Here is a 20,024-nt window from a genome sequence, read left to right as displayed (position 1 = left end):
TCGGCCCCGACTTGTCGTTTCATCTCCGAACGCTTCCCGGCGTGACGCTGGCGCGCCGGCGACAGGATGGCGCACATGGCCGAACCCGCTGCCGCCCCCGGCCGGTTGATCGACGCGATCGAGAAGGCCGCGCTCGAGCCGGCCCTCTGGCCCTCGGTGCTCGGAGAGCTTGCCGACCTCGTCGGCGCGGCAGGCGCCTCGATCTTCACCCTCGAACGCGCGAGCCGACGCGCCGCGGGCCTCTCGGTCGGTGACCATGTGACGGCCCGCCGCGCCTGGGCGGGCCATTACGCCGGCGTGCGCTTTCCGCCGCAGGGCTCGTCGCTTCCGGCAACCGGCGTGGTGTTCTCCGATGCCGAGGTCGCCGCGATGAGCCTGCCACGCAGCAACCCCTATCTCGATGACCTGGGGCAGTCGCGCAACTTCTACGGCGGCGCGACGACGCTCGTGACCAACATGCTCGAGGCCGGCCCGACGAGCGCGACGCTGACGCTCTCGCGCAGCGTCCGGTTCGGCAGGTTCGGCGAGCCCGATGCCGGGCGGCTCGCACCTCTCGTGCCGCATCTGGTCCGGGCCCTTCGAACGAGCCTGCGCGTCGCCACGCTGGCCGACGAGTTCGCTGCGCTTCGCCACGTCCTGGAAGAGATGCCCTCGCCGATCCTCCTGGTCGGACCACAGTGCGAGCTGCGGTTCGCCAACCAGGCTGCACGAGGGCTGCTCGACGCCCAGGACGGGCTTCGCGAGGCGGCGGACGGGCTGCACGCCGGCACGCCTTACGAAACCGATATGCTGCGACGCCGTGTTGCCGAGGCATCGGTTCCTGCCGGAGACGCGTCAGGCTGGGTGTACGACGAGCGGCCGGTCCTGCTGCGCCGCCGGGGCGGTTCGCCCCTGTCGGTCGCCATCAGGCCCGTTGGCGCGAACGGGCCGCAGGGCGGGCTCACCGCCAGCGCGCGGCGCGTCATGCTGATCGTGAGCCTCGCCGATCACGCGCCGACGGTCACCGCCGACGCGCTTCGCGCCGCATACAGCCTCACCCAGGCAGAGGCGCGCCTCGCGCTGCGCATCGCCAATGGCGAGACGCTCGGCGCTGCGGCCGGAGCGCTGGGCATCTCGCTCACCACGGCGAAGACCCATCTCCAGCGCGTCTTCGACAAGACCGGCACGCACCGGCAGGCGGAACTCGTGCGCCTCCTGATAGGCGGCGGCACGAAGCGGGCCCCGAGCTAGCGTCGCCTGGACAGCACCCTCACGCCGCAGGGCCGGCGAGCTGCGCCACAAGCCGCGCGACCAGCGGGGAAGGCGGCGCGCCGCCGGGCAGAACCAGGGCAGTGTCGAGCATGATCTCGACCGAGAGCGGCCGGAACGCGAGCCCCGGAACATGCGCCGCGAGCGGGAAGGGGTTCAGAACGGCAACGCCGACGCCCGCCCGCACCATCTCGGCGGCGAACAGGCTCGTGGCGGCTTCGAGCACGACATGCGGCACGAGCCCGGCGGCACGGAATGCGCGGTCGAGCGCTGCGCGCAACGGAAAGCGCCGCGGCAGCGCCACCAGTGGCACGGCCGCAAGCGCCGCGAGGTTCACCGTTGGCTCGGATGCCAGGGCGTGCCCCTCTTGCATGGCCACCGCCGCCGCGCCCCGGTGCAGCGCCACGGCGGAGAGGCTCGCATGGCCGGTGAACTGGTCGAGCATACCGAGATCGGCCGTGCCATCGGCGACGGCGGTCAGCACCGCGGTGCTGCTCGCGATCTCGACCTGGAGGGCGAGCTCGGGCCAGCCGCTCATCAGGGCGGGCAGGCGCGGTGCGAGGAAGGCCTGCGCCAGGGTCGTGGTGGTCACCAGCGTCAGCGGTGCGCGCTGCGTTGCCTCCACGCCGCTGACGAGCCGGCCGAGCGCGCCGATGATGGCCTGCGCCCCCGCATCGAGTTCGAGCGCCTCCGGCCGGGGCAGCAGCGCATTGGCGCGTCGGTCGAAAAGCCGGCAGCCAAGCCTGGCCTCGAGCGAGGCGAGCGCACGTGACACCGCAGGCTGGGTGACGCGAAGCGCACGCGCCGCGGCGCCGGCGCTGCCATGGCGCAGGACGGCGTTCAGCACCTCGAGCTCGCGCAGGCTCGGGATGGCGCCACGGTTCGGGCCGTCCCAGTTCATGCGGAGCGACCATCGGCACTTGCCGCGTGGTGCCATGCATTCGAATTATGGCATCGTGCCTTCATCATAATCTTTTTGACATGAGGCGAAGCAGCGAACAACCCTGTCGTCCATTGTGGATGTGAAAGGAAACGCCCATGCGCCGCCGTAGCCTGCTCGCCGCATCGCCGGCTGTGTTCCTCGCTCCCGCCGCACGTGCGCAGGCGGGGCGCCCCTTCTACACCGCAGGGCCCGGCAGTGCGTTCCTGCCCTACGGCGAGGCGGTCGCCCGCTTCGCCGCTTCGCGCGGCATCGCGCTCGAGGTGCGGCAGAGCGCGGGCAGCCTCGAAAACCTCCGCCGCGTCGAGGATGAACCCGACGCCATCGGCACAGCCTTCCTCGGCAGCGTCGTGGATGCCCTGAACGGCACCCAAGCTGCCGGCGGCCGGCGGCACCGCGCGATCCGGGCTCTTTTCCCGATGTACCTGACCGGCTTCATGGCCGTTGCACTGGCCAGCCGGGGGCTCACGCGCTTTGCCGACCTTGCCGGCCGCAAGGTCGGCTGCGGGCCCGCGCGTGGACCGGCCGAGACCTTCTTCCGCGCCGCCGCCGGGGTTGCCGGCATCTCGTCGGAGATCGTCTCGGGTGACAGCGCCACGTTGAGCCGTGCCGTTCTGAGCGGCGAGATCGATGCGCTCTGGCAAGGGGCGGTCATCCCGATCCCCGCAATCGCGGCGGTCGCCGATGCGGCGGAGGCGGTCATCATCGGTCCTGGTGCAGAGGTCGCCGCCGGGGTGGTGAGGCGTCTGCCGCATCTGTCGCCGCTCGTCGTGCCCGGCGGAACCTATCGCGGCCAGCCGGACGAGGTAGCGAGCTTTGCCGCGTGGAACTTCGTCATCGCCAATGCGGCGCTGCCGGAGGCCGAGGCCTATGCGATCACCCGCGCGGTGCTCTCGGCCAGCGATCCGGTGCGCGAGATCGCGCCGATCGCCGCAGGCACCCGCGCGGCGAATGCGGGAGCCAACCAGGTGCTTGCCTTCCACCCAGGTGCGGCACGTGCGCTGCGCGAAGCCGGCGCAACGGTTCCTGACATCGCCGTGCCCGCGTGAGTGGCGTTTGGGCGGTTCGCTCCGCGCCCAGGCGGCCGGCGGCGTGCTGGCCTCAGTCCCTCACACGAAATTCGCCCGCTCGTACTGCGCGGGCCAGTCGATCTGCGCACCGAGCGCCTTCGCCGCGCGCAGCGGCCAGGCCGGGTCGGCCAGCATCGCGCGGCCGATCAGCACGAGGTCGGCCCGCCCGTTGGCGATGATCTCCGCCGCCTGGTCGCCCGAGCCGATCAGCCCGACCGCGCCCGACGCGATGCCCGCGCCGGCACGCACCGCCTCGGCATAGGGAACCTGGTATCCGGGATGGGCAGAGGGCGGGCGGCTGTCGGGGTTCACCCCGCCGGAGGAACAGTCGACCAGGTCAACGTCGCCGCGCGCCTTGAGCCAGCGGGCCACGGTCACCGTGTCCTCGATCGTCAGGCCCCCCGGCAGATGGTCCGTGCAGGAGAGGCGGATGAAGAGGGGCAGCTCGTCCGGCCAGTTGGCGCGCACGGCATCGACCACCTCCATCAGGAACCGGGCCCGCGCCTTCAGGTCTCCGCCATAGACGTCGTTCCGCGTGTTGGAGAGGGGTGAGAGGAAGGAGTGAATCAGGTAGCCGTGCGCGCCGTGGATCTCGGCGATGGTGAACCCGGCCTCGCGCGCGCGCCGGGCGGCGGCGGCGAACCCCTCCACTGCCGCGGCGATGCCTGAGGCGTCGAGCGGCACGGGCGCGGTGTGGCCGGGGCCGAAGGGCGTGTCGGTCGGGCCCACGGGCACCCAGCCCTGAGGCTCACTCGGCGGAATGGGCTTGGTTCCCTCCCACGGCACGGTGACGGAGGCTTTCCTGCCGGCATGGGCGAGCTGGATCGCCGGCGCCGCCCCCATCCGCGCGATCACCGACGTCAGCCGCGCGAGCGCCGCCACATGCTCGTCCGACCAGATGCCGAGGCAGCCGGGCGTGATGCGCGCGTGGGCCGCCACATGCGTCGCCTCGGTGATGACGATGCCCGCGCCGCCCGCGGCCCGCGCGCCGAGATGCTGGACATGCCAGTCGTTCGGCATGCCGTCCTCCGCGGAGTACTGGCACATCGGCGAGAGCGCGATGCGGTTGCGCGCGGTGACGGAGCGGAACTCGATGGGGCGGAACAGCATCGGGCGCGGGTCGCGCACATGCACGCGGCGGGCGGTCTCATTCATGCGGGTGAGGTCCTCGGCGGGAGGGCAGGGCGCCTCGCGGCGCTGCCGAAAGGTTCAGTGTCGTCGGGCGCGGCGCAAGGGGCAATCGGCTGGCGCAACGAGCAGGCCGGTCAGAGCGCCGTGGGCCTGACCTCGCCGCGCTCGATCAGGAAGGCGGTGTCGACCATCGGCTTCAGGAGATCGGGGTTGCTCTCGCTGATCAGGACGGCAAGCCCGGGCTCGGCCTTGCGCAGCCGCAGCAGCGCTTCGCCGTAGCGCTTCGCGAGTGCAGGCGCGAGGCCCTGGAACGGCTCGTCGAGCAGAACGAGCCTGGTGCCCACCATCAGCGCACGGCCCAACGCGACCATCTTGCCCTGGCCGCCGGAAAGCCCGCCCGCCTTGCGGTCGGCGAAGTCCTTCACCTCGGGCAGGATGGCGTAGGCCTTCTCGAGCCGCCTCCCGATCTCGTCCCGCGGCAGCTTCAGGACCTCGGCCGGCAGGCGCAGGTTCTCCTCGACCGTGAAGGTCGGGAACAGCTTCCGCTCCTCCGGCGCGTAGCCGATGCCGATGGCGGTACGCCTGTGCGCCGGCACGCGCGCGAGGTCGGCATTGTCGAAGCCGATCCGGCCCGCCGTCATCGGCACAAGGCCCATGATGGCGCGAAACGTGGTGGTCTTGCCCGCACCGTTGCGGCCGACGAGCGCGACGCGCGCCCCCTCGGCGATGGAGAACGAGACGCCGCGCAGAACGCGCGTGCCCGCGATCGAGACGTCGACGCCATCAAGCGTGAGCATCGCCGCTCCCTGGGGTCGCACCCGCCGCGTGCTTCACCTCGACGCCGATCACCTCGCGCAGCACGGCAGGGTCGTTTAGAACCACCGCCGGCGGGCCGCTGGCGAGGATCTTGCCCTGGCTCCACACCGCGACACGGTCGGCATAGCGCTCGACCACCTCCATGTCGTGCTCGACGAACACGGCGGTGACACCGCGCGCGCGCAGCGCGGCGACGAGCGTGTCCATGATGCCGAACTTCTCCGCGCTGGCGACGCCTGAGGTTGGTTCGTCCATCAGAAGCAGGCGGGGCTCGAGCGCCATGGCCATGGCAATGTCGGTGAGCTTGCGCGTGCCCTCGTTGAGCTCCGTCGCGCGCGCCTCGGCGACGGAGCGGAGGCCGAACTGGTCGAGGATCGCCATCGTCGCGGCCGTCGTCTCGCGGTCGAGAAGCGGGCGAAACGCGTGCCAGAAGCCGCGATGCGCGGCGACCTTGAGTGCGACGTTCTCGATCACCGTGTGCTCGGTGAAGAGCTGCGGGATCTGGAAGCTGCGGGCGATGCCGCGGCGGACGATCTGGCGCGGGGGAAGGCCGGTGATGTCGGTGCCGTCGAAGGTGATGCTGCCGGCCTGGGGGCGGAGATAGCCCGTAGTCATGTTGATGAAGGTGGTCTTGCCTGCGCCGTTCGGCCCGATGATCGCGACGAACTCGCGCTCGGCGATGTCGAGGTCGATCCCGTCGGCGGCCTTCACGCCGCCGAAGGCGATCTTCAGCCCCTTGGCGGAGAGAAGCGCGCTCATGGTCGCGCCGCCCGCCTGGTCGTGAGGTCCTCGTAGATGCCCCACAGGCCGCGCGAGGCGAACAGGATGATGCCGAGCAGAACCGCGCCGAGGATCATCTGCCAGGCATCGGGGAAGGCAGCCGCGGCATAGACCCGCACGAGCTCGAACACCGCAGCGCCGAGGAAGGGCCCGAGCACCGCGCCGCCGCCGCCGAGGATGGCGATGAACACGAGCTCTCCCGAATGCGTCCAATAGGCAAGAAGAGGCGTCACGTGCAGCGTCGTCATCGCGATGATGCCGCCGCCGAGGCCCGCGAGCGCTGCGGAAGCCACGTAGGAGACGAGGAGCACGCGCTTGGCCGAGATGCCCGCGAACTCGAGCCGCGTCTCGCGCGCCTTGATCGCCGGCAGCGCCTGGCCGAGGGGCGAGGCAAGGAAGATCCGCGCCAGGAAGCCGAGCCCCACCGCGAGCGCCAACGACAAGCCGAGCATCACCCATTCGTAGGAGACGCGCTCGAACGCAAGACCCGCGATGGTCGGCGGGATGACGCGGATGCCATCGGTGCCCCTCGTGTACGCGTAGAGCTTCTCGAGAAGCGAGTAGAACACCATGCTGAACGCGAGGTTCAGCATGCCGAAGAAGATGTCGCGGTAGCGCGCGACGAACAGCCCGACGAGCAGGCCCACGATGGTCGCTGCGCCGACCGCGAGCGGAAGGAGCAGTAGCACGTCGCCTACCGTCGGGCGCGCGAAGGCGACCGTGTAGGCGCCGACCGCCACGTAGAGCGCATGCCCGAAGCTCACCTGCCCTGCGCGCAGAAGCAGCAGGATGCCGAGCACCGCGAGCCCCTTGGCGAGCGCGATGGTGAAGACGAACTTCAGCCACGGCGCGCTGGCCGCCAGCCCGATCAGCAGCGCGACACCGAGCAGCGTCGGCAGCGTGAGCGAGCGACCCATCATACGCGCCTGAGCTCCGGCGAGCCGAAGATGCCGTAGGGCCGCACCAGCAGCACCAGAACCATGATGATGTAGGGGATCACCACCTCGAACTCCGGCGCGAAATACACCGCGACCGAACGGCCGAGCCCGATCAGCAGGGCCGTGAGTGCAGCGCCCTCGATCTGCCCGAGGCCTGCGGTCGCCACCACCGCGAAGGACAGCACGATCATGTTGACGCCGACGCCCGGAACCAGGCTCGACGTCGGCGAGGCCAGCGCCCCGCCGAGGGCGGCGAGCATCGTGCCGAAGGTGAAGGTGAGCAGGTAGACGCGCTGCGCGTCGATGCCCATCGCCGTCGCAGCCTCGCGGTCCTGCGTCACGGCGACGATGACGCGCCCGGTCAACGTGCGGCGGAGGAACCACATGAGCCCGACCAGCGTCGTCGCCGCAACGCCGGGAAGCAGGAAGAGCTGGTAGCGCGTGTAGACGATGTCGCCGACCTCGACCGGCCCGAGCGCCTTCACCGCGGCATCTTGGAAGATCGGCTGCACGCCCCAGATCAGCTTCTGCACGTCCTCGAGGATCATGAAGAGCGCGAAGGTGACCAGGAGCTGGAGCACGTGGTCCTTCACGTAGATTCGTGACAGAAGCAGCTTCTCGACGAGCGGCCCGAGCACGCCGCCGACGAGGATGGCAGCGATCAGCAGGACGGGTAGGGCCAGCACCGGTGCAGCGGCCGTGGCCGCCGCAGCCGTGCCGAGCGTCGCCGCCACATAGGCGCCGATCGCGAAGAAGGAGCCGTGCGCGACGTTGAGCACGCGCAGCACGCCGAACACCAGCGTGAGCCCGACCGCCACCATGAAGACGAGCGCGGCGTAGGCCAGGCCGTCGAGGACGGCGAGGAGAAGAAGGAGCGTCACGGCACGGCAAACGGGGGGGCATCGCTGCCCCCCCGCTCCGGTGTCGGAATGCCCGGCCGCACGGTCAGGCGCGGTAGGCGATGGGCGCCGGCGCGCGCTGCACGGCCGCCGGGGTCAGCAGGCGCACCCAGTCGAGCCCCTTCGTGCCGGTCGGGTTCATCGTCAGATCGGGCGGATAGAGGATCATCTGGTCGAGCACCGGGAAGTTGTATGCCTCGACATGGCGGGTGACACCCATCAGCATCGGCTCGAGGCCCTGGCCGTCATCGCGGATCTTCATCGTTCCCGTCAGGTGCTGGAACTCGAGGCCGCGCATCGTATCCATCACCTGCTCGCGCGAGGGCCAGCTGCCGCCATTCGCGGCGATCGCCTTCTCGTAGCCTGCCTTCATGCCATAGAGCGCCTGCGCCATGTGGAAGGTCGGGTAGATCGGGTAGAGGTTGAAGCGCTGGCGATAGGACTGGGTGAAGTTCTTCAGGAGCTCGCCGTCGCGCGCCGTGGGGTGCAGGAACCAGTGGTCGCCGCGCGCGCCCACGATGACGCCCTCGGGCAGCGTCCTGCCGACGCGCTCGAGCGAGCTCTCCGCCAGAGGCAGGACAAAGGTCGAGCGCTCGAAGAGGCGCCGCTCCGCCGCCTGGCGGACGAAGGTGTCGAGCTCGCCGCCCCAGCTCGTCGACAGGATCACGTCCGGCCGCAGGGCCTGCAGGCGGGTGATCTCGGTCGAGAAGTCGGTCGCGCCGAAGCGGGGGAAAAGCTCGGCCACGACGCGCACCCCCGGCTTGATCGCGTCCATCGCCGCCTTCCAGATCGCCCAGGAATCGCGGCCCCAGGCATAGTCCTGGTTGACGACGGCGAGGGTGCGGAAATCGGGCTTCACGCGCATGAGGTAGAGAAGCGGCGCGACGATCTCCGGCACCGCGTTCGCCTGCGTGCGCACGGAGTAGCGGTAGCTGTTCTCCTCGAAGATTCGCTGCGTGCCGCAATCCCATAGGATCGTCGGCATGCGAAGCTGCTCGGCGAGTGGCGCGACGGCGAGGCACGAGCCCGAGGAGATCGAGGCGAGCATCATGTCCACGCCCTCGTTCTGGGCGAGACGGCGGCATTCGCCGAGCAGGAAGTCGACGCCGGGGGCCTCGTCGATCACGACGCTGCGCAGGGGCACCCCGCCAATGCCGCCCGAGCTGTTGAACTGCTCGATGATCAAATCGGCCGCGTTGCGGCCGGGCACGCCGAACACGGAGGCGGGGCCGGAGAGGAAGGTGGAGATGCCGAGGCGAAGCTCGCTCGGCTTCTGCTGCGCAACCGCGTTGCGCGGCAGGATGAATGGCGAAGCGAGCGGGGCGGCGGCAGCGGCCTGAAGCGCGGCGCGGCGTGTGAGACGCATCTCGTCGTTCTCCCTTTGCTTTCCACGGCGGAACACGCCGTTCCTCGAGCGCGGCCGTTCTCGCCGCTTCCCGTGATTCCCTAGCCCGAAGACCGCCTTCCGCCAAGGCCTTGCTGCACCTGCCCTACGCGCTTTAGCGTCCTGGCCGCAGAAAGCGAAACAGGGCGGGGAGCGAAGCGATGCGTCTCGAGGGTAAGGTCGCCATCGTCACGGGGGCGGCATCGGGCTTCGGCGCGGGCATCGCCCAGGCCTATGTCGCGGAAGGCGCGCGCGTGATCGTGGCAGACATGAACGAACAGGGGGCGCGCAGCGTCGCCGCCGCGCTGGGGCCGACGGCGGTGGCCATCGGCGGCGATGTCAGCAGCGGCGGCGATTGCGAGGCGATGGTCGCGCGCGCGGTTTCTGCCTTCGGCGGGCTCGACATCGTGGTGAACAACGCCGGAACGACGCATCGGAACAAGCCACTTCTCGAGGTGACGGAGGCGGAGTTCGACCGTGTCTATGCCGTCAACGTCAAGAGCATCTACTGGATGACGCGGGCCTCGGTGCCGCTGCTGCGCAAGCAGGGGCGGGGCGGGTCGATCATCAATGTCGGCTCGACCGCCGGCATCCGGCCCCGGCCGGGGCTCACCTGGTACAACGGCTCGAAGGGTGCGGTGAACACGATCACGCTCGCGATGGCGCAGGAACTCGCGCCCGACAACATCCGGGTGAACTCGATCTGCCCCGTGATCGGCGCCACGGCAATGCTCGAGGACTTCATGGGCATGCCCGATACGCCAGAGAATCGCGCACGCTTCCTCTCCACCATCCCGCTCGGGCGGATGAGCACGCCGGCAGACATCGCCAACGCCGCGGTGTGGCTTGCCGACCCGGCCTCCGCCTTTGTCACCGGCATCCTGTTGCCGATCGACGGCGGCAGGACGGCCTGAGCAGGGATCAGGCGCGCCTCCTGCGCAACAGCGCCTTCTCGAGCTCGAGAAGCAGGAACACCGTCGCACCGAGAACCGCCGCGAGGACGAGCGTGACGAGATCGAGGCTTCGCGTGTCGAACAGCGCCTGAAGCGGCGGCGCCCACACGAAGGCCGCCTGCGAGACCAATACGCCGGCGAGCGACAGCCACACCGCGCGGGTGCCGAAGGCGCGTCTGAGCGTGAGCGAGGGCGCGCGCAGGAACCGCACGGAGAAGAGATACCAGGTCTCCATCGCGACGAGCGCGCACACCGCGGCCGTGCGCGCCGTCTCGAGGCTCGCGCCGGCGGCGAGCATGCCGTGGAACATCGCGTAGATGCCCGCGAGGAACAGCGCCGAGACGAGCGCGACGCGCCAGACCAGGAACCGGTCGAGCAGCGCTTCGCCGCGCGGCCGCGGCGGGCGGGTCATCACGTCGGGCTCCTCCGGCTCGAAGGCGAGGCTCAACGCGAGCAGCGCGGAGGAGACCATGTTCACCCAGAGGATCTGCAGCGGCGTGATCGGCATTGCCACGCCGAGGACGATCGCAAGCAGCACCGCGAGGCATTCCCCGCCATTGACAGGCAACAGGAACAGGATCGCCTTCCTGAGGTTGTCGTAGATGTGGCGGCCTTCGCGGGTCGCTGCCGCGATGGTGGCGAAATTGTCGTCTGCCAGAACGATCTGCGCCGCCTGTCGGGCCGCCTCGGTTCCGCCCCGGCCCATGGCAACGCCCACATCGGCGCGCTTGAGCGCAACCGCATCGTTCACGCCGTCGCCTGTCATCGCCACCGTGTGGCCCCTGGCCTGAAGCGCCTCGACGAGGGCGAGCTTGCCGAGCGGGCTCACCCGCGCGAACACGTCGTGCCCCGCCGCGGCGGCCGGCCTGTCCGCCTCGGCAAGCGCCTCGAACGCAGCACCCGCGATCGCGCGCGGCGCGTCGGCGATCCCGACCGCGCGGGCGATCGCCGCAGCCGTCTCAGGATGGTCGCCGGTGATCATCTTCACCGTGATGCCTGCGGCGCGGCATTCCGCCACCGCATCGAAAACCTCAGGCCTGGGCGGGTCGATCAGCCCGCAGAGCCCGAGGAAGCCGAGCCCTCCCGTGACATCGTCCATCGCCAGCGCGGCGGTGCGTTCCGGCAGGCGGCGCTCGGCGAAGGCGATGACGCGCATGCCGTCGGCGGCGAGGGACGCGACCGTCGCCTCGATGTCGGCCGGCGTGTCGTCGCAGCGGGCGAGCACCGCCTCGGGCGCGCCCTTGAGGACGAGGAAGGCCTCGCCCGATCCGTCATGGTGAAGCGTCGCCATGAAGCGGTGCGCGGGGTCGAAGGGAATGGCGTCGCGCCTCGGCCAGGCGGCTCGCGCTCCCTCCACGCCTGCCTTTCCCGCGAAGGCGAGAAGCGCACCCTCCATCGGGTCGCCCGCGACGAACCACTGGCCGTCGCGGTGCTCGAGCGCTGCGTCGTTGCAGAGCGCGGCGGCGCGGGCGAGGCGCGAGACGCCGTCGGGCAGCTCGAACGTCACCTCGCGGCCCGATCCGTCCTCGATCGCCCCGCGTGGGGCGTAGCCGTCTCCCGTCACGCCGAAGCGCGCCTCCGGCGTGACGAGGGCGCGCACGGTCATGACATTTGCCGTCAGCGTGCCTGTCTTGTCGGTGCAGATCGTGTCGATGCTGCCGAGCGCCTCGACTGCGGGCAGGCGGCGGACGATCGCGCGGCGAGCGGCCATGCGCTGCACGCCGATCGCGAGCGTGACGGTGAGGATGGTCGGCAGCCCCTCCGGGATCGCGGCGACGAAGAGCGCGACGGATGCGAACGCCATCTCCGCGGGCGGGATGCCGATCACCCACACGCCCCATGCGAAGGCTGCGAGGCCGACGGCAAGCATGGTCGCCGTCAACCGCCGGGCGAACTCCGCCATGCGGCGGACGAGCGGGGTCGTCGGGGCGGCGGTCTGGCGCATGGCGGTGCCGATGCGACCGACCTCCGTCCGGTCGCCCGTCGCGACGACGAGCCCGAGCCCGGCGCCGGCGGCGACGATCGTTCCGGCGAAGGCGAGGGACGCACGGTCTCCGAGCGGGGCCTCGGCCGCCACGGGCCCGGTCGATTTCGAGGCAGGAACCGATTCCCCTGTCAGCGCCGCTTCCTCGATCGAGAGGGAGCGTGCCTCGATCAGCCTGAGGTCGGCCGGCACGCTGTCGCCAGGCTCGAGAACGACGACGTCGCCGGGGACGATTTGCTCGGCGGGAACCGTGTTGCGACGCCCGTCGCGCAGCACGGTGGCCTGGGGCGCAAGCATCGAGGAGATCGCCGCAAGCGCGCGCTCGGCGCGGCCCTCCTGGACGTAGCCGATGGCGGCATTCACGATGACGACGAGCAGGATGACGCCTGCGTCCTTCAGGTCGCCCACGGCCGCGGCGATGGCTGCGGCGGCAATCAGCACGACGATCAGCAGGTTGGCGAACTGGCTGGCAAGGCGTGCGAAGGCCGAGCGCCCCGGCGCCGCGGTGAGGCTGTTCGGCCCCTCGCTGCGCAGCCGTTCAGCGGCTTCAGCGGTAGCAAGCCCGCTCTCGGCGACGTGGAGCCGCGCGAGAGCATCGCCGATCGGCATCGCATGCCACGGCGGCAGCGGCCGCGTGTCGTCGACAGGTCCCGGCATTCCGTTCTCCCTGGCGCACGCATCCTCCGCAGTGGGGGAGGCGGGAGCGTTGCGACGCATCAAACGATGCGCCATCGGGACGTGACAAGCGTGCGGCGCGGGCTCATCATGCTGTGAGGGTTCATGCGGACGGGGAGCGATGCGATGGGCTTCGGTTCAATCATGCGGCGCGGCCTTCTGGCCGGCGCCGTCGGTGTCCTTGGCCTCACGGGCGCGGCATCAGCGCAGACCTACGAGATGGTCGCCGGCGCGCTCGGCGGCGGCTGGTACACGATGGCGACCGGCCTGTCGGCGATGATCCAGGAGAACAATCCGGGCCTGACGATCCGCGTGGTTCCGGGCGGCGGCCTCGGCAACCCGACTCGCGTCCAGAACGGCGTGAGCCAGATCGGATTCGGCCTAGACTTCCTCGTCTCGACGGCCGTCAAGGGCGGCGAGCCCTATCGTGCGCCGCACGACAAGATCGCCCATATCGGCGTCGGCTACTCGCCGACGGAGCACCACTTCATCCGCCGCGGCGATGGTGGCCCGACCGACATGAAGTCGATCCTGACGATGCAGGGCCTGCGGCTCGGCGCGCCGCAATCGACCTCGTCGGACACGCTGACGCTGATCTACATCCTGCGCCATCTCGGCACGAGCTTCGACAAGATCCGCGGCGATGGCGGCCGCGTCGTTCAGGGCAGCTACAGCGACATCGCCGCCGCGTTCATCGACGGCCAGGTCGACTACGTCTACGTCGCGCTCGCGCGGCCCGCGGCGATGGTGAACGAGATCCAGCGCAGCCGCCGCGAAGGCGCGCTCGTCGCCTTCCCGCAGGACGTGCGCGACCATCTCAGCCAGACCTACGGCTTCAGCCAGGGAACGATCCCGCAGGGAACCTATCCGGCGCCGATGCAGACGGCCGAGATCCCGGTGACGACGATGGACACGGTGCTCGTTGTCCCGACCACCCTGCCGGACGAGGCGGTGTACCGGATGGTCCGCACCTTCATCCAGAACAAGGACAGGCTCGGCGCGATCCACCCGAGCATGGCCGCCTTCAACCCCGCAGTCGCGTGCAAGTACCCCGGCGCGCCGATCCATCCGGGCGCGAAGCGGGCCTTCGCCGAAGCCGGCTGCACGATGTGACGCGGCAGGGGCGGGGGTTTCGCCCCGCCCCGTTCCGCCACGCCTGACGGTCGTCGCCAGGGATGCGCACGCTCACGGGCCCCATCGGGGTCCTCGTCATGGGCTATGCCGCGCTCGTCGCGTTCGGCCATCTCTGGCTCGGCGGCGCGAGCGCGATGGAACTGCTCGCGCGCACGCTCGGCATCGGCAACTGGGTGCGCGCGATCCTCGGGGTGCCCGATCCGCTCGAGATGCGCGGCTTCCATCTCGCCTCGCTCATGCCGCTCGTGTTCCTGCTCTACCCCGCGCGGCCAGGCAGCAGCCCGGCGAACCGGCCGAGCGTGCTCGACTGGGTGCTCGCCATCGCCTGCGTCGCGCCAAGCCTCTACATCCTCATCCACGCGCAGGAGATCAATGCGCGGATGGAGTTCATCGATCCGCTGACGGGGCTGCAATTCTGGCTTGGTCTCGGAATGATGCTGCTCCTGCTCGAGGCCATCCGCCGCGCCGTGGCGCCCGTGCTGGCGGTGATCGTCCTGGTGAGCCTCGCCTACATGTATTTCGGTCAGTGGATGCCGGGCATCTTCAACACCCGGCCTTTCGACATCCCCGCCATCGTCGAGACGAGCTACATCGTCCCCATCGTCGGGGGCATCTACGGGCCGCTGACCGGGATCGTCGCCTCGACCATCGCGATGTTCATCCTGTTCGGCTCCTTCGTGCAGGGCTCGGGGACGGGGCGGCTGTTCTCCACCTTCGGCAGCGCGGTCGCCGGGCGCTATGCGGGCGGGCCTGCCAAGGTCGCGGTCATCACCTCGGGCCTGTTCGGAACGATGAGCGGCTCGACCGTCTCGAACGTCGTCACGACCGGGGCGATCACCATCCCGATGATGAAGCGCCTCGGCTACCGCCCCGCCGTCGCCGGCGGCGTCGAGGCGGCGGCGAGCACGGGCGGGGCGCTGATGCCCCCGGTGATGGGTGCGGCGGCCTTCGTGATGAGCGAGATCACGCAGATCCCGTACGGCGACATCATCGTCGCCGCGGCGCTCGGCGCGGTGCTCTACTACTTCGCGATCTTCGTCTCCGTGCATTTCGAGGCCAAGCGCCTGGGGCTCGCCGCGATGGCAGACGACGAGGTGCCGACCTGGCGCGAGGTGGCGGCGGATGCGCACCTCGTCATCCCGATCGGCGTCCTCGTGTGGTTTCTGATGGAGCGCTGGTCCGGCAATTTCGCTGCCTTCGCCGCGATCGTCGCCTCGGTCATCGCGGCCGCACTGACGTCGCGGACGCGGATGAGCCTGCGCACGGTCATCGACACGCTCACCAGCGCCGCGGCCACCATGGCCCTGCTTGCGGTCGCCGTCGCCGGCGCGGGCGTGATCACCTCGGCGCTGACCGTCACCGGCCTCGTCGTCGCCTTCGGTGGCATCGTGAAGGGTCTTGCAGGGGGAAGCCTCGCGCTGCTCTGCATCCTGCTGATGATCACGGCGCTCGTGCTCGGCATGGGCGTGCCGACAACGCCCGCCTACATCATTACCGCCGCGCTCGGCTCGCCTATCCTGCGCGAGTTCGGCGTCGATCTGCTCTCGGCGCACCTCTTCATGTTCTATTTCGCCGTGCTCGCCGATGCGACGCCGCCCGTGGCCGTGGCTTCCTACGCCGCAGCGGCCATTGCGGGCGCGAACCCGCTCGCGACAGGGTTGCACGCGCTCCGCTTCGCGCTTGCTGGCTTCGTCGTCGGTTATGCCTTCATCTATGACCAGGGCGTGATGCTGCGCGGAAGCATCCTGACGATCGTCGAGGAAACGCTGCTTCTCGCTGCAGCGCTCGCTTTGATCGGCGCCGGCTTCGCGCGTCACCTGCGCGCGCCGCTTGCCCTGTGGGCCGCCGCACTCGCCGTTGCCATGGGCGCCCTCGTCGCCTTCGGCCACATGCTGCCGCAGGAAATCCGCCTCGCCCTCGGCTTCGGTACGCTCGCGATGATGGCCTTCCTTCCCGCCCTCTTCACCACCCGCGACAGGACAGCATGACCGACCGCATCGCGCGGCTTCGCATCACGCGCATCGACAGCGCCATCGCCATGGCGCGGGCGCACGGCAGCGGTACCATCGCCGCCCATGTCGCGCGCGTCATCGTGCGCATCGACACCGACCACGGTCTCACGGGCCTTGGCGAAGCCGCCCCCTGGGCGCCGTTCGGCAATACCGCGGACACGACCGCCGCGGCGCTCGACGGCCCCATCCGCCAGGTCCTGATCGCCGCCGACCCCGCGCGCATCTCGGCGATCGCGGGCGGCATGGCGCATGCGCTCGCCGGGCACCCGGAGGCGCGCGCGGCCGTCGAGATGGCGCTCTGGGACATCGCGGGCAAGCGGGCCGGGCTGCCCGTGCACGCGCTGCTCGGCGGCCTCGTGCGCGAGACGATCCGGCTCTCCTTCTCGATCGCGGACCCCGACTTCAACGCCGATCTCGACCGGGCGATGGCCTTCGCGAATGACGGGGTGCGCACCTTCAAGGTCAAGACCGGCTTCGCGAGCGCTGCGACCGATCTCGAGCGCCTGCGCCATCTCCGGGAGGTGGTGCCCGAGGCGGAGATCCGGGCCGACTTCAACCAGGGGCTTGCGCCGCACGAGGCGATGCGGGTGTGCCGCGCGCTCGATGAGCTGGGCCTGGGCTTCATCGAGCAGCCGGTGCCGCGCGGCCATGAAGCCACGCTCGCCGCGCTCGCCGCCGCGCTCGCAACGCCGGTGATGGCGGACGAGAGCGTCTACAACGCCAACGAGATGCTCGCCTGCGCCCGCGGCGCCTGGGCAGACTGCGTCTCGGTCAAGCTGATGAAGGCAGGCGGCCTCCTCGCCGCGCGCGAGGCCGATGCGGTTGCCGCCGCGGCCGGCATGCCGACCTATGGCGGAACGCTGTGGGAAGGCGGAATCGCGCTTGCCGCCGCGGCGCAGGTGATCGCGGCGAGCCCGAACATGTCGCTCGGCTGCGAGTTCTACATGCCGCGCTTCGTGCTTGCGCGCGATGTCACGGCGGAGCCCTTTCCGGTGATCCATGGCGCGGTGCACGTGCCGATGGCGCCTGGCCTCGGCGTCGCGCTCGACGAGGCCGCGCTCGCCGCCGATACCGTGGCGGAACGAGGCTAGCAGCCCAGCCTGTCAGCAGTTCCGCGCGTCGCGCTCCGCCACGGCGCGGACGATGCACGCGCCGTAGCGGTCGTTGAAGCCGGGCTCCGCGCCCGCGCCATGTCCGACGAGCCCGTCCGGCCGGTCGATCAGCAGGAACGGGCCAGGCCGGTCGGCGAGCGCGGTGCGAAGCATGGCAGCACTCCGCCCAGGCCAGGGGAGAAGATGGTCGCCGTCGAAGGTGGCGACGACCACGGCCGCCTCGCGGTCGCGCATGCGTTCGAGCAGCGCGGCGAAATCGAGTGTGCCGACCTGGCCTGGCGGAGGCTGGTAGAGCCCTGCGCCCGCGACCGACACCACGCCGTCGAGCAGCCCTGGCGTGTCGAGCGCGGCGAGCGCCGCCCAGCCGCCGGCCGACTGGCCTGCAGCGACCACACGGCGGTATCCCGCATGCCGAAGCGCACGGGCAGCGACGCGGAGGGACGCGTCGGCGAAGGACAGCACCCCGTCGTAGTTCACGTCATGGAACGGGTCGCGCTCCAGTACCCACACGTCCCAGCCTGCGTTGTTGAAGCGCTGGATGAAGGGAAGCGGCATGGGCGACCGCTCGGTGCCTGCGGCGTGCCGCGGGTCGCTGCCTCGGCCATGCGTCCAGAGGATGGTGCCGGCAGCCTCGCGCCCGTGGCGGATGAAGCGCGGCGGGCTGACGAGCCGCCACCCCTCGGCGTCGACCGAGAGCGTCTCGCCGGGCCCGGCGGGGGCGCCCTCCCACACGACATCCTGGTCGACCGCGTAGAGGCGGCAGGGGCGGCCGCCGTTGGCGGTGCGGCACTGGGCCAGCGCCCGCCGCTCTGCCTCCTCGGTGCTGCGGGCATTGGCTGCCCAGGCAAGCCCACCATCGCCGCCGAGGGCGAAGGCGCGCGGCGCGGGGTAGGTGAGGAAGCGGGCATAGCTTCGCCGGCCCGTCTCGGTGAGCCCCGGAACGGCGGCGATGTCGAGCACCGCACGGCTTGGTGCGCTCTCGGTCACGGTCAGGCCCGGCACCGCGATGAGCGGCGTGGCAGGCTCCGGCGCGGCGTCGGGCACGGGCGCGGCGCAGGCGCCGAGCGCCGCGGCCGCCGCCGCCAGGATCATCCAGGGTCGCGCCCTCTTGCGCCTCGATGCCGCCACCATGCCTGCCGCCTCCAGCGTCATGACACCGGAGATAAGCCCGAAAATGTTTCCAGCGCGTGTGCGCGGGGTCATAACCCCTTCGCGCGGGGGGCGCCGCTCGGGATACGGCCGCGGTGCAGTGCAGCACGGGCAGCCGGGCCCGTGCCACTGCAAACCGCGTGAGGTCGCCGGCGAGCGCGCCGGCCGGGCTCAGCCCTCGCGGCGGAGCATCAGCGCGTTGAACCGCCTCTCAGGCCGCGGCACGACGACGATGCCCTTGCGGGCGGCATAGTCCCAGGTCGGGTGGAACACGGGGATCAGCGCCTGGTCGGCGAAGGCGGCATCGATTGCGGCGGCGACCTTCTCGATGCGCTTCTCCGGGTCCATCTCGGCAAGGGCGGCGACGATCAGCGCATCGACCTCCGGGTTCGAGTAGCGCGTGCGGTTGGCCGCCCCGAGCCCCTTCGTGGCGTCATTGGTGTGGATCACCGCGCGGGGGCCCTCGGAGGCCTCCGCCGTGCCGTACTGGGCGATGAAGGCCGAGAACTCCTGCCGCGTGGCGGCGCCGAAGAACACCTGGCCCGGCACGCCCTCGACCGATACCTGAAGCCCGAGCCGCGTCCACATCTGCCCGACCGCCTGGGCGATCTGGCTGTCCTTGGGGTAGCGGTCGGTCGTCGTGTGCAAGGCGAGGCGGAACCCGTTCGGCACGCCTGCCTCGGCAAGCAGCCGTCGCGCCTGGGCGAGGTCGAGAGGGTCGGGCTTCAGGCGCTGGCTCGTGCCTGGGAACGAGGGCGGCAGGAACTGGCTCGCGGGCGTGGCACTGCCTTCCATGAGCCGCTCGGCGATGGCGGTGCGGTCGATCGCCAGCGAGAGGGCGCGACGCACGCGGGCATCCTGCAGCGGGTTGCGCGCCAGCGGCGGCTGGCCGTCCTTCGCCCCAACATGCGGGCTCATCTCGCGTGCGCTGTCGAGCGCGATGTAGTGCACCACGCCCGCAGGCCCCGCGAACAGCGTGAAGCGGCTGTCCTGCGAAAGCCTCGGCTTGTCGCCCGTCGGCACGAGGTCGATCGCGTCGACCTCGCCGGCGAGGAGGGCGGCGACACGCGAAGGGTCGCGCGCGATCACCCGCTCCGTCACCTGCTCCCAATGTGCAGGGCCGCGGAAATGGGCATCGTTTCGCCGCAGCACCAGCCGCTCGCCGTTCGTCCACGAGGCGTAGCGATAGGGGCCCGTGCCATTCACGCGGCCGGCGTTGAACTCGCTCGTCGTCGCCTCCGCGTCCTTGGCCGCGATGATGAACACCCGCGAGAGGTCGAGCGGCAGAAGCGGGTTCGGGCTCGAGGTGCGGATGCGGATGAGGTGGTCGTTCACCTTATCGACGGAAGCGATCGTCCGGGTGAAGGAGGTGAAGAGCGAGGGCGAGTTCGGCACGGTCGGAACGCGCCGGATGGTCGCGATCACATCGTCTGCCGTGAACGGCGTGCCGTCATGGAAGGTGACGCCCTGCCGCAGGGTGAACTCCCACGTGTTCTCGTCGAGGTTGCGCCAGGCGGTGGCCAGCGCCGGCTCGAGCTCGAGCTTCTCGTTCTGCCAGGTGAGGCTGTCCCAGATCTGGCTGTGGCTCGAGGCAGGGGGGAAGCCGTTGAAGAAATGCGGATCGAGCGTGTTGAGCTCGAGCTTCGTGCCGAGCGTGACGCTCTGTGCCTGCGCGGTTCCCGTCATCGCCAATGCGGCCGCGGCGGCCAGAAGCACCCTTCGCATCGCAATCCTCCCTCGCATGTTGCCCGGTGGGCAGGGCGATCATGCCGGTTTCGCCCGGTTGCGCAAAGCACGCC

At 70.6% G+C, this 20,024-nt stretch carries 16 protein-coding genes; 6 read left to right on the top strand and 10 right to left on the bottom strand.

The features are described from left to right. Positions 1 to 75 precede the first annotated feature (75 nt). The gene (locus tag FIF60_RS00710) at positions 76 to 1,230 is read left to right on the top strand and encodes a helix-turn-helix transcriptional regulator (RefSeq protein ID WP_158639011.1); all 1,155 of its coding nucleotides are present in this window, start codon (positions 76 to 78) and stop codon (positions 1,228 to 1,230) included. 19 nt (positions 1,231 to 1,249) lie between these two features. Here the strand turns inward: FIF60_RS00710 and FIF60_RS00705 are convergent, their stop codons facing one another. Continuing rightward, positions 1,250 to 2,149, bottom strand: a complete 900-nt coding sequence (locus tag FIF60_RS00705; RefSeq protein ID WP_158639010.1) for a LysR family transcriptional regulator — start codon at positions 2,147 to 2,149, stop codon at positions 1,250 to 1,252. A 137-nt stretch (positions 2,150 to 2,286) separates the two neighbouring features. On the opposite strand from FIF60_RS00705, the gene FIF60_RS00700 reads away from it, so the two are divergent. Further along, positions 2,287 to 3,237, top strand: a complete 951-nt coding sequence (locus FIF60_RS00700) for a TAXI family TRAP transporter solute-binding subunit (protein ID WP_144182776.1) — start codon at positions 2,287 to 2,289, stop codon at positions 3,235 to 3,237. Positions 3,238 to 3,297: 60 nt separating this feature from the next. On the opposite strand, the gene FIF60_RS00695 is transcribed toward FIF60_RS00700, so the two are convergent. The 6 genes from FIF60_RS00695 to FIF60_RS00670 all read right to left on the bottom strand — a co-directional run bounded on the left by FIF60_RS00695 (position 3,298) and on the right by FIF60_RS00670 (position 9,188). Next, a complete protein-coding gene (locus tag FIF60_RS00695) occupies positions 3,298 to 4,413 on the bottom strand; it encodes an NADH:flavin oxidoreductase/NADH oxidase (RefSeq protein ID WP_204251040.1) in 1,116 nt (371 codons plus the stop codon). 110 nt (positions 4,414 to 4,523) lie between these two features. Further along, complete coding sequence (locus FIF60_RS00690; RefSeq protein WP_144182774.1) at positions 4,524 to 5,186, bottom strand: ABC transporter ATP-binding protein; 663 nt, start codon at positions 5,184 to 5,186, stop codon at positions 4,524 to 4,526. Then, on the bottom strand, positions 5,173 to 5,964 hold the full coding sequence (locus tag FIF60_RS00685) for an ABC transporter ATP-binding protein (protein WP_144182772.1): 792 nt from the start codon (positions 5,962 to 5,964) through the stop codon (positions 5,173 to 5,175). Before FIF60_RS00685 ends, FIF60_RS00690 begins: the two co-directional genes overlap by 14 nt. Next, the gene (locus FIF60_RS00680) at positions 5,961 to 6,902 is read right to left on the bottom strand and encodes a branched-chain amino acid ABC transporter permease (protein WP_144182770.1); all 942 of its coding nucleotides are present in this window, start codon (positions 6,900 to 6,902) and stop codon (positions 5,961 to 5,963) included. Before FIF60_RS00680 ends, FIF60_RS00685 begins: the two co-directional genes overlap by 4 nt. Further along, a complete protein-coding gene (locus FIF60_RS00675) occupies positions 6,902 to 7,804 on the bottom strand; it encodes a branched-chain amino acid ABC transporter permease (protein WP_144182768.1) in 903 nt (300 codons plus the stop codon). The genes FIF60_RS00680 and FIF60_RS00675 overlap by 1 nt, the downstream gene beginning before the upstream one ends. 64 nt (positions 7,805 to 7,868) lie before the next feature. Then, the gene (locus tag FIF60_RS00670; RefSeq protein ID WP_144182766.1) at positions 7,869 to 9,188 is read right to left on the bottom strand and encodes an ABC transporter substrate-binding protein; all 1,320 of its coding nucleotides are present in this window, start codon (positions 9,186 to 9,188) and stop codon (positions 7,869 to 7,871) included. Between the two features lie 179 nt (positions 9,189 to 9,367). On the opposite strand from FIF60_RS00670, the gene FIF60_RS00665 reads away from it, so the two are divergent. After that, positions 9,368 to 10,120 carry a glucose 1-dehydrogenase gene (locus tag FIF60_RS00665; RefSeq protein ID WP_144182764.1) on the top strand — a complete coding sequence of 251 codons (753 nt, stop codon included), beginning with the start codon at positions 9,368 to 9,370 and terminating at the stop codon, positions 10,118 to 10,120. A gap of 7 nt (positions 10,121 to 10,127) precedes the next feature. Here FIF60_RS00665 and FIF60_RS00660 read toward each other — a convergent pair whose 3' ends face one another. After that, complete coding sequence (locus FIF60_RS00660) at positions 10,128 to 12,800, bottom strand: cation-translocating P-type ATPase (protein WP_204251039.1); 2,673 nt, start codon at positions 12,798 to 12,800, stop codon at positions 10,128 to 10,130. A gap of 144 nt (positions 12,801 to 12,944) precedes the next feature. On the opposite strand from FIF60_RS00660, the gene FIF60_RS00655 reads away from it, so the two are divergent. The 3 genes from FIF60_RS00655 to FIF60_RS00645 all read left to right on the top strand — a co-directional run bounded on the left by FIF60_RS00655 (position 12,945) and on the right by FIF60_RS00645 (position 17,055). Continuing rightward, a complete protein-coding gene (locus tag FIF60_RS00655; RefSeq protein WP_158639009.1) occupies positions 12,945 to 13,931 on the top strand; it encodes a TAXI family TRAP transporter solute-binding subunit in 987 nt (328 codons plus the stop codon). A gap of 62 nt (positions 13,932 to 13,993) precedes the next feature. Further along, positions 13,994 to 15,940 carry a TRAP transporter permease gene (locus tag FIF60_RS00650; protein WP_144182760.1) on the top strand — a complete coding sequence of 649 codons (1,947 nt, stop codon included), beginning with the start codon at positions 13,994 to 13,996 and terminating at the stop codon, positions 15,938 to 15,940. Then, on the top strand, positions 15,937 to 17,055 hold the full coding sequence (locus FIF60_RS00645) for an enolase C-terminal domain-like protein (RefSeq protein WP_144182758.1): 1,119 nt from the start codon (positions 15,937 to 15,939) through the stop codon (positions 17,053 to 17,055). The genes FIF60_RS00650 and FIF60_RS00645 overlap by 4 nt, the downstream gene beginning before the upstream one ends. Before the next feature lie 12 nt (positions 17,056 to 17,067). Here FIF60_RS00645 and FIF60_RS00640 read toward each other — a convergent pair whose 3' ends face one another. Both FIF60_RS00640 and FIF60_RS00635 read right to left on the bottom strand, forming a co-directional pair. Beyond that, complete coding sequence (locus FIF60_RS00640) at positions 17,068 to 18,168, bottom strand: hypothetical protein (RefSeq protein ID WP_144182756.1); 1,101 nt, start codon at positions 18,166 to 18,168, stop codon at positions 17,068 to 17,070. Positions 18,169 to 18,396: 228 nt separating this feature from the next. Next, the gene (locus FIF60_RS00635) at positions 18,397 to 19,950 is read right to left on the bottom strand and encodes an ABC transporter substrate-binding protein (RefSeq protein WP_158639008.1); all 1,554 of its coding nucleotides are present in this window, start codon (positions 19,948 to 19,950) and stop codon (positions 18,397 to 18,399) included. Between the last annotated feature and the right edge of the window lie 74 nt (positions 19,951 to 20,024).

This window comes from Elioraea rosea, assembly GCF_007644105.1.
Taxonomy (GTDB): domain Bacteria; phylum Pseudomonadota; class Alphaproteobacteria; order Acetobacterales; family Acetobacteraceae; genus Elioraea_A; species Elioraea_A rosea.
This window is presented reverse-complemented; position numbering and strand designations above follow the sequence as displayed.

Bases quoted from the DNA above. Each gene is read 5' to 3' on its own strand.
- FIF60_RS00655 (WP_158639009.1), top strand. From the start codon at position 12,945: ATGGGCTTCGGTTCAATCATGCGGCGCGGCCTTCTGGCCGGCGCCGTC.
- FIF60_RS00700 (WP_144182776.1), top strand. From the start codon at position 2,287: ATGCGCCGCCGTAGCCTGCTCGCCGCATCGCCGGCTGTGTTCCTCGCT.
- FIF60_RS00650 (WP_144182760.1), top strand. From the start codon at position 13,994: ATGCGCACGCTCACGGGCCCCATCGGGGTCCTCGTCATGGGCTATGCC.
- FIF60_RS00670 (WP_144182766.1), bottom strand. From the start codon at position 9,188: ATGCGTCTCACACGCCGCGCCGCGCTTCAGGCCGCTGCCGCCGCCCCG.
- FIF60_RS00680 (WP_144182770.1), bottom strand. From the start codon at position 6,902: ATGGGTCGCTCGCTCACGCTGCCGACGCTGCTCGGTGTCGCGCTGCTG.
- FIF60_RS00645 (WP_144182758.1), top strand. From the start codon at position 15,937: ATGACCGACCGCATCGCGCGGCTTCGCATCACGCGCATCGACAGCGCC.
- FIF60_RS00640 (WP_144182756.1), bottom strand. From the start codon at position 18,168: ATGATCCTGGCGGCGGCGGCCGCGGCGCTCGGCGCCTGCGCCGCGCCC.
- FIF60_RS00695 (WP_204251040.1), bottom strand. From the start codon at position 4,413: ATGAATGAGACCGCCCGCCGCGTGCATGTGCGCGACCCGCGCCCGATG.
- FIF60_RS00660 (WP_204251039.1), bottom strand. From the start codon at position 12,800: ATGCCGGGACCTGTCGACGACACGCGGCCGCTGCCGCCGTGGCATGCG.
- FIF60_RS00635 (WP_158639008.1), bottom strand. From the start codon at position 19,950: ATGCGAAGGGTGCTTCTGGCCGCCGCGGCCGCATTGGCGATGACGGGA.
- FIF60_RS00690 (WP_144182774.1), bottom strand. From the start codon at position 5,186: ATGCTCACGCTTGATGGCGTCGACGTCTCGATCGCGGGCACGCGCGTT.
- FIF60_RS00710 (WP_158639011.1), top strand. From the start codon at position 76: ATGGCCGAACCCGCTGCCGCCCCCGGCCGGTTGATCGACGCGATCGAG.
- FIF60_RS00685 (WP_144182772.1), bottom strand. From the start codon at position 5,964: ATGAGCGCGCTTCTCTCCGCCAAGGGGCTGAAGATCGCCTTCGGCGGC.
- FIF60_RS00665 (WP_144182764.1), top strand. From the start codon at position 9,368: ATGCGTCTCGAGGGTAAGGTCGCCATCGTCACGGGGGCGGCATCGGGC.
- FIF60_RS00705 (WP_158639010.1), bottom strand. From the start codon at position 2,149: ATGAACTGGGACGGCCCGAACCGTGGCGCCATCCCGAGCCTGCGCGAG.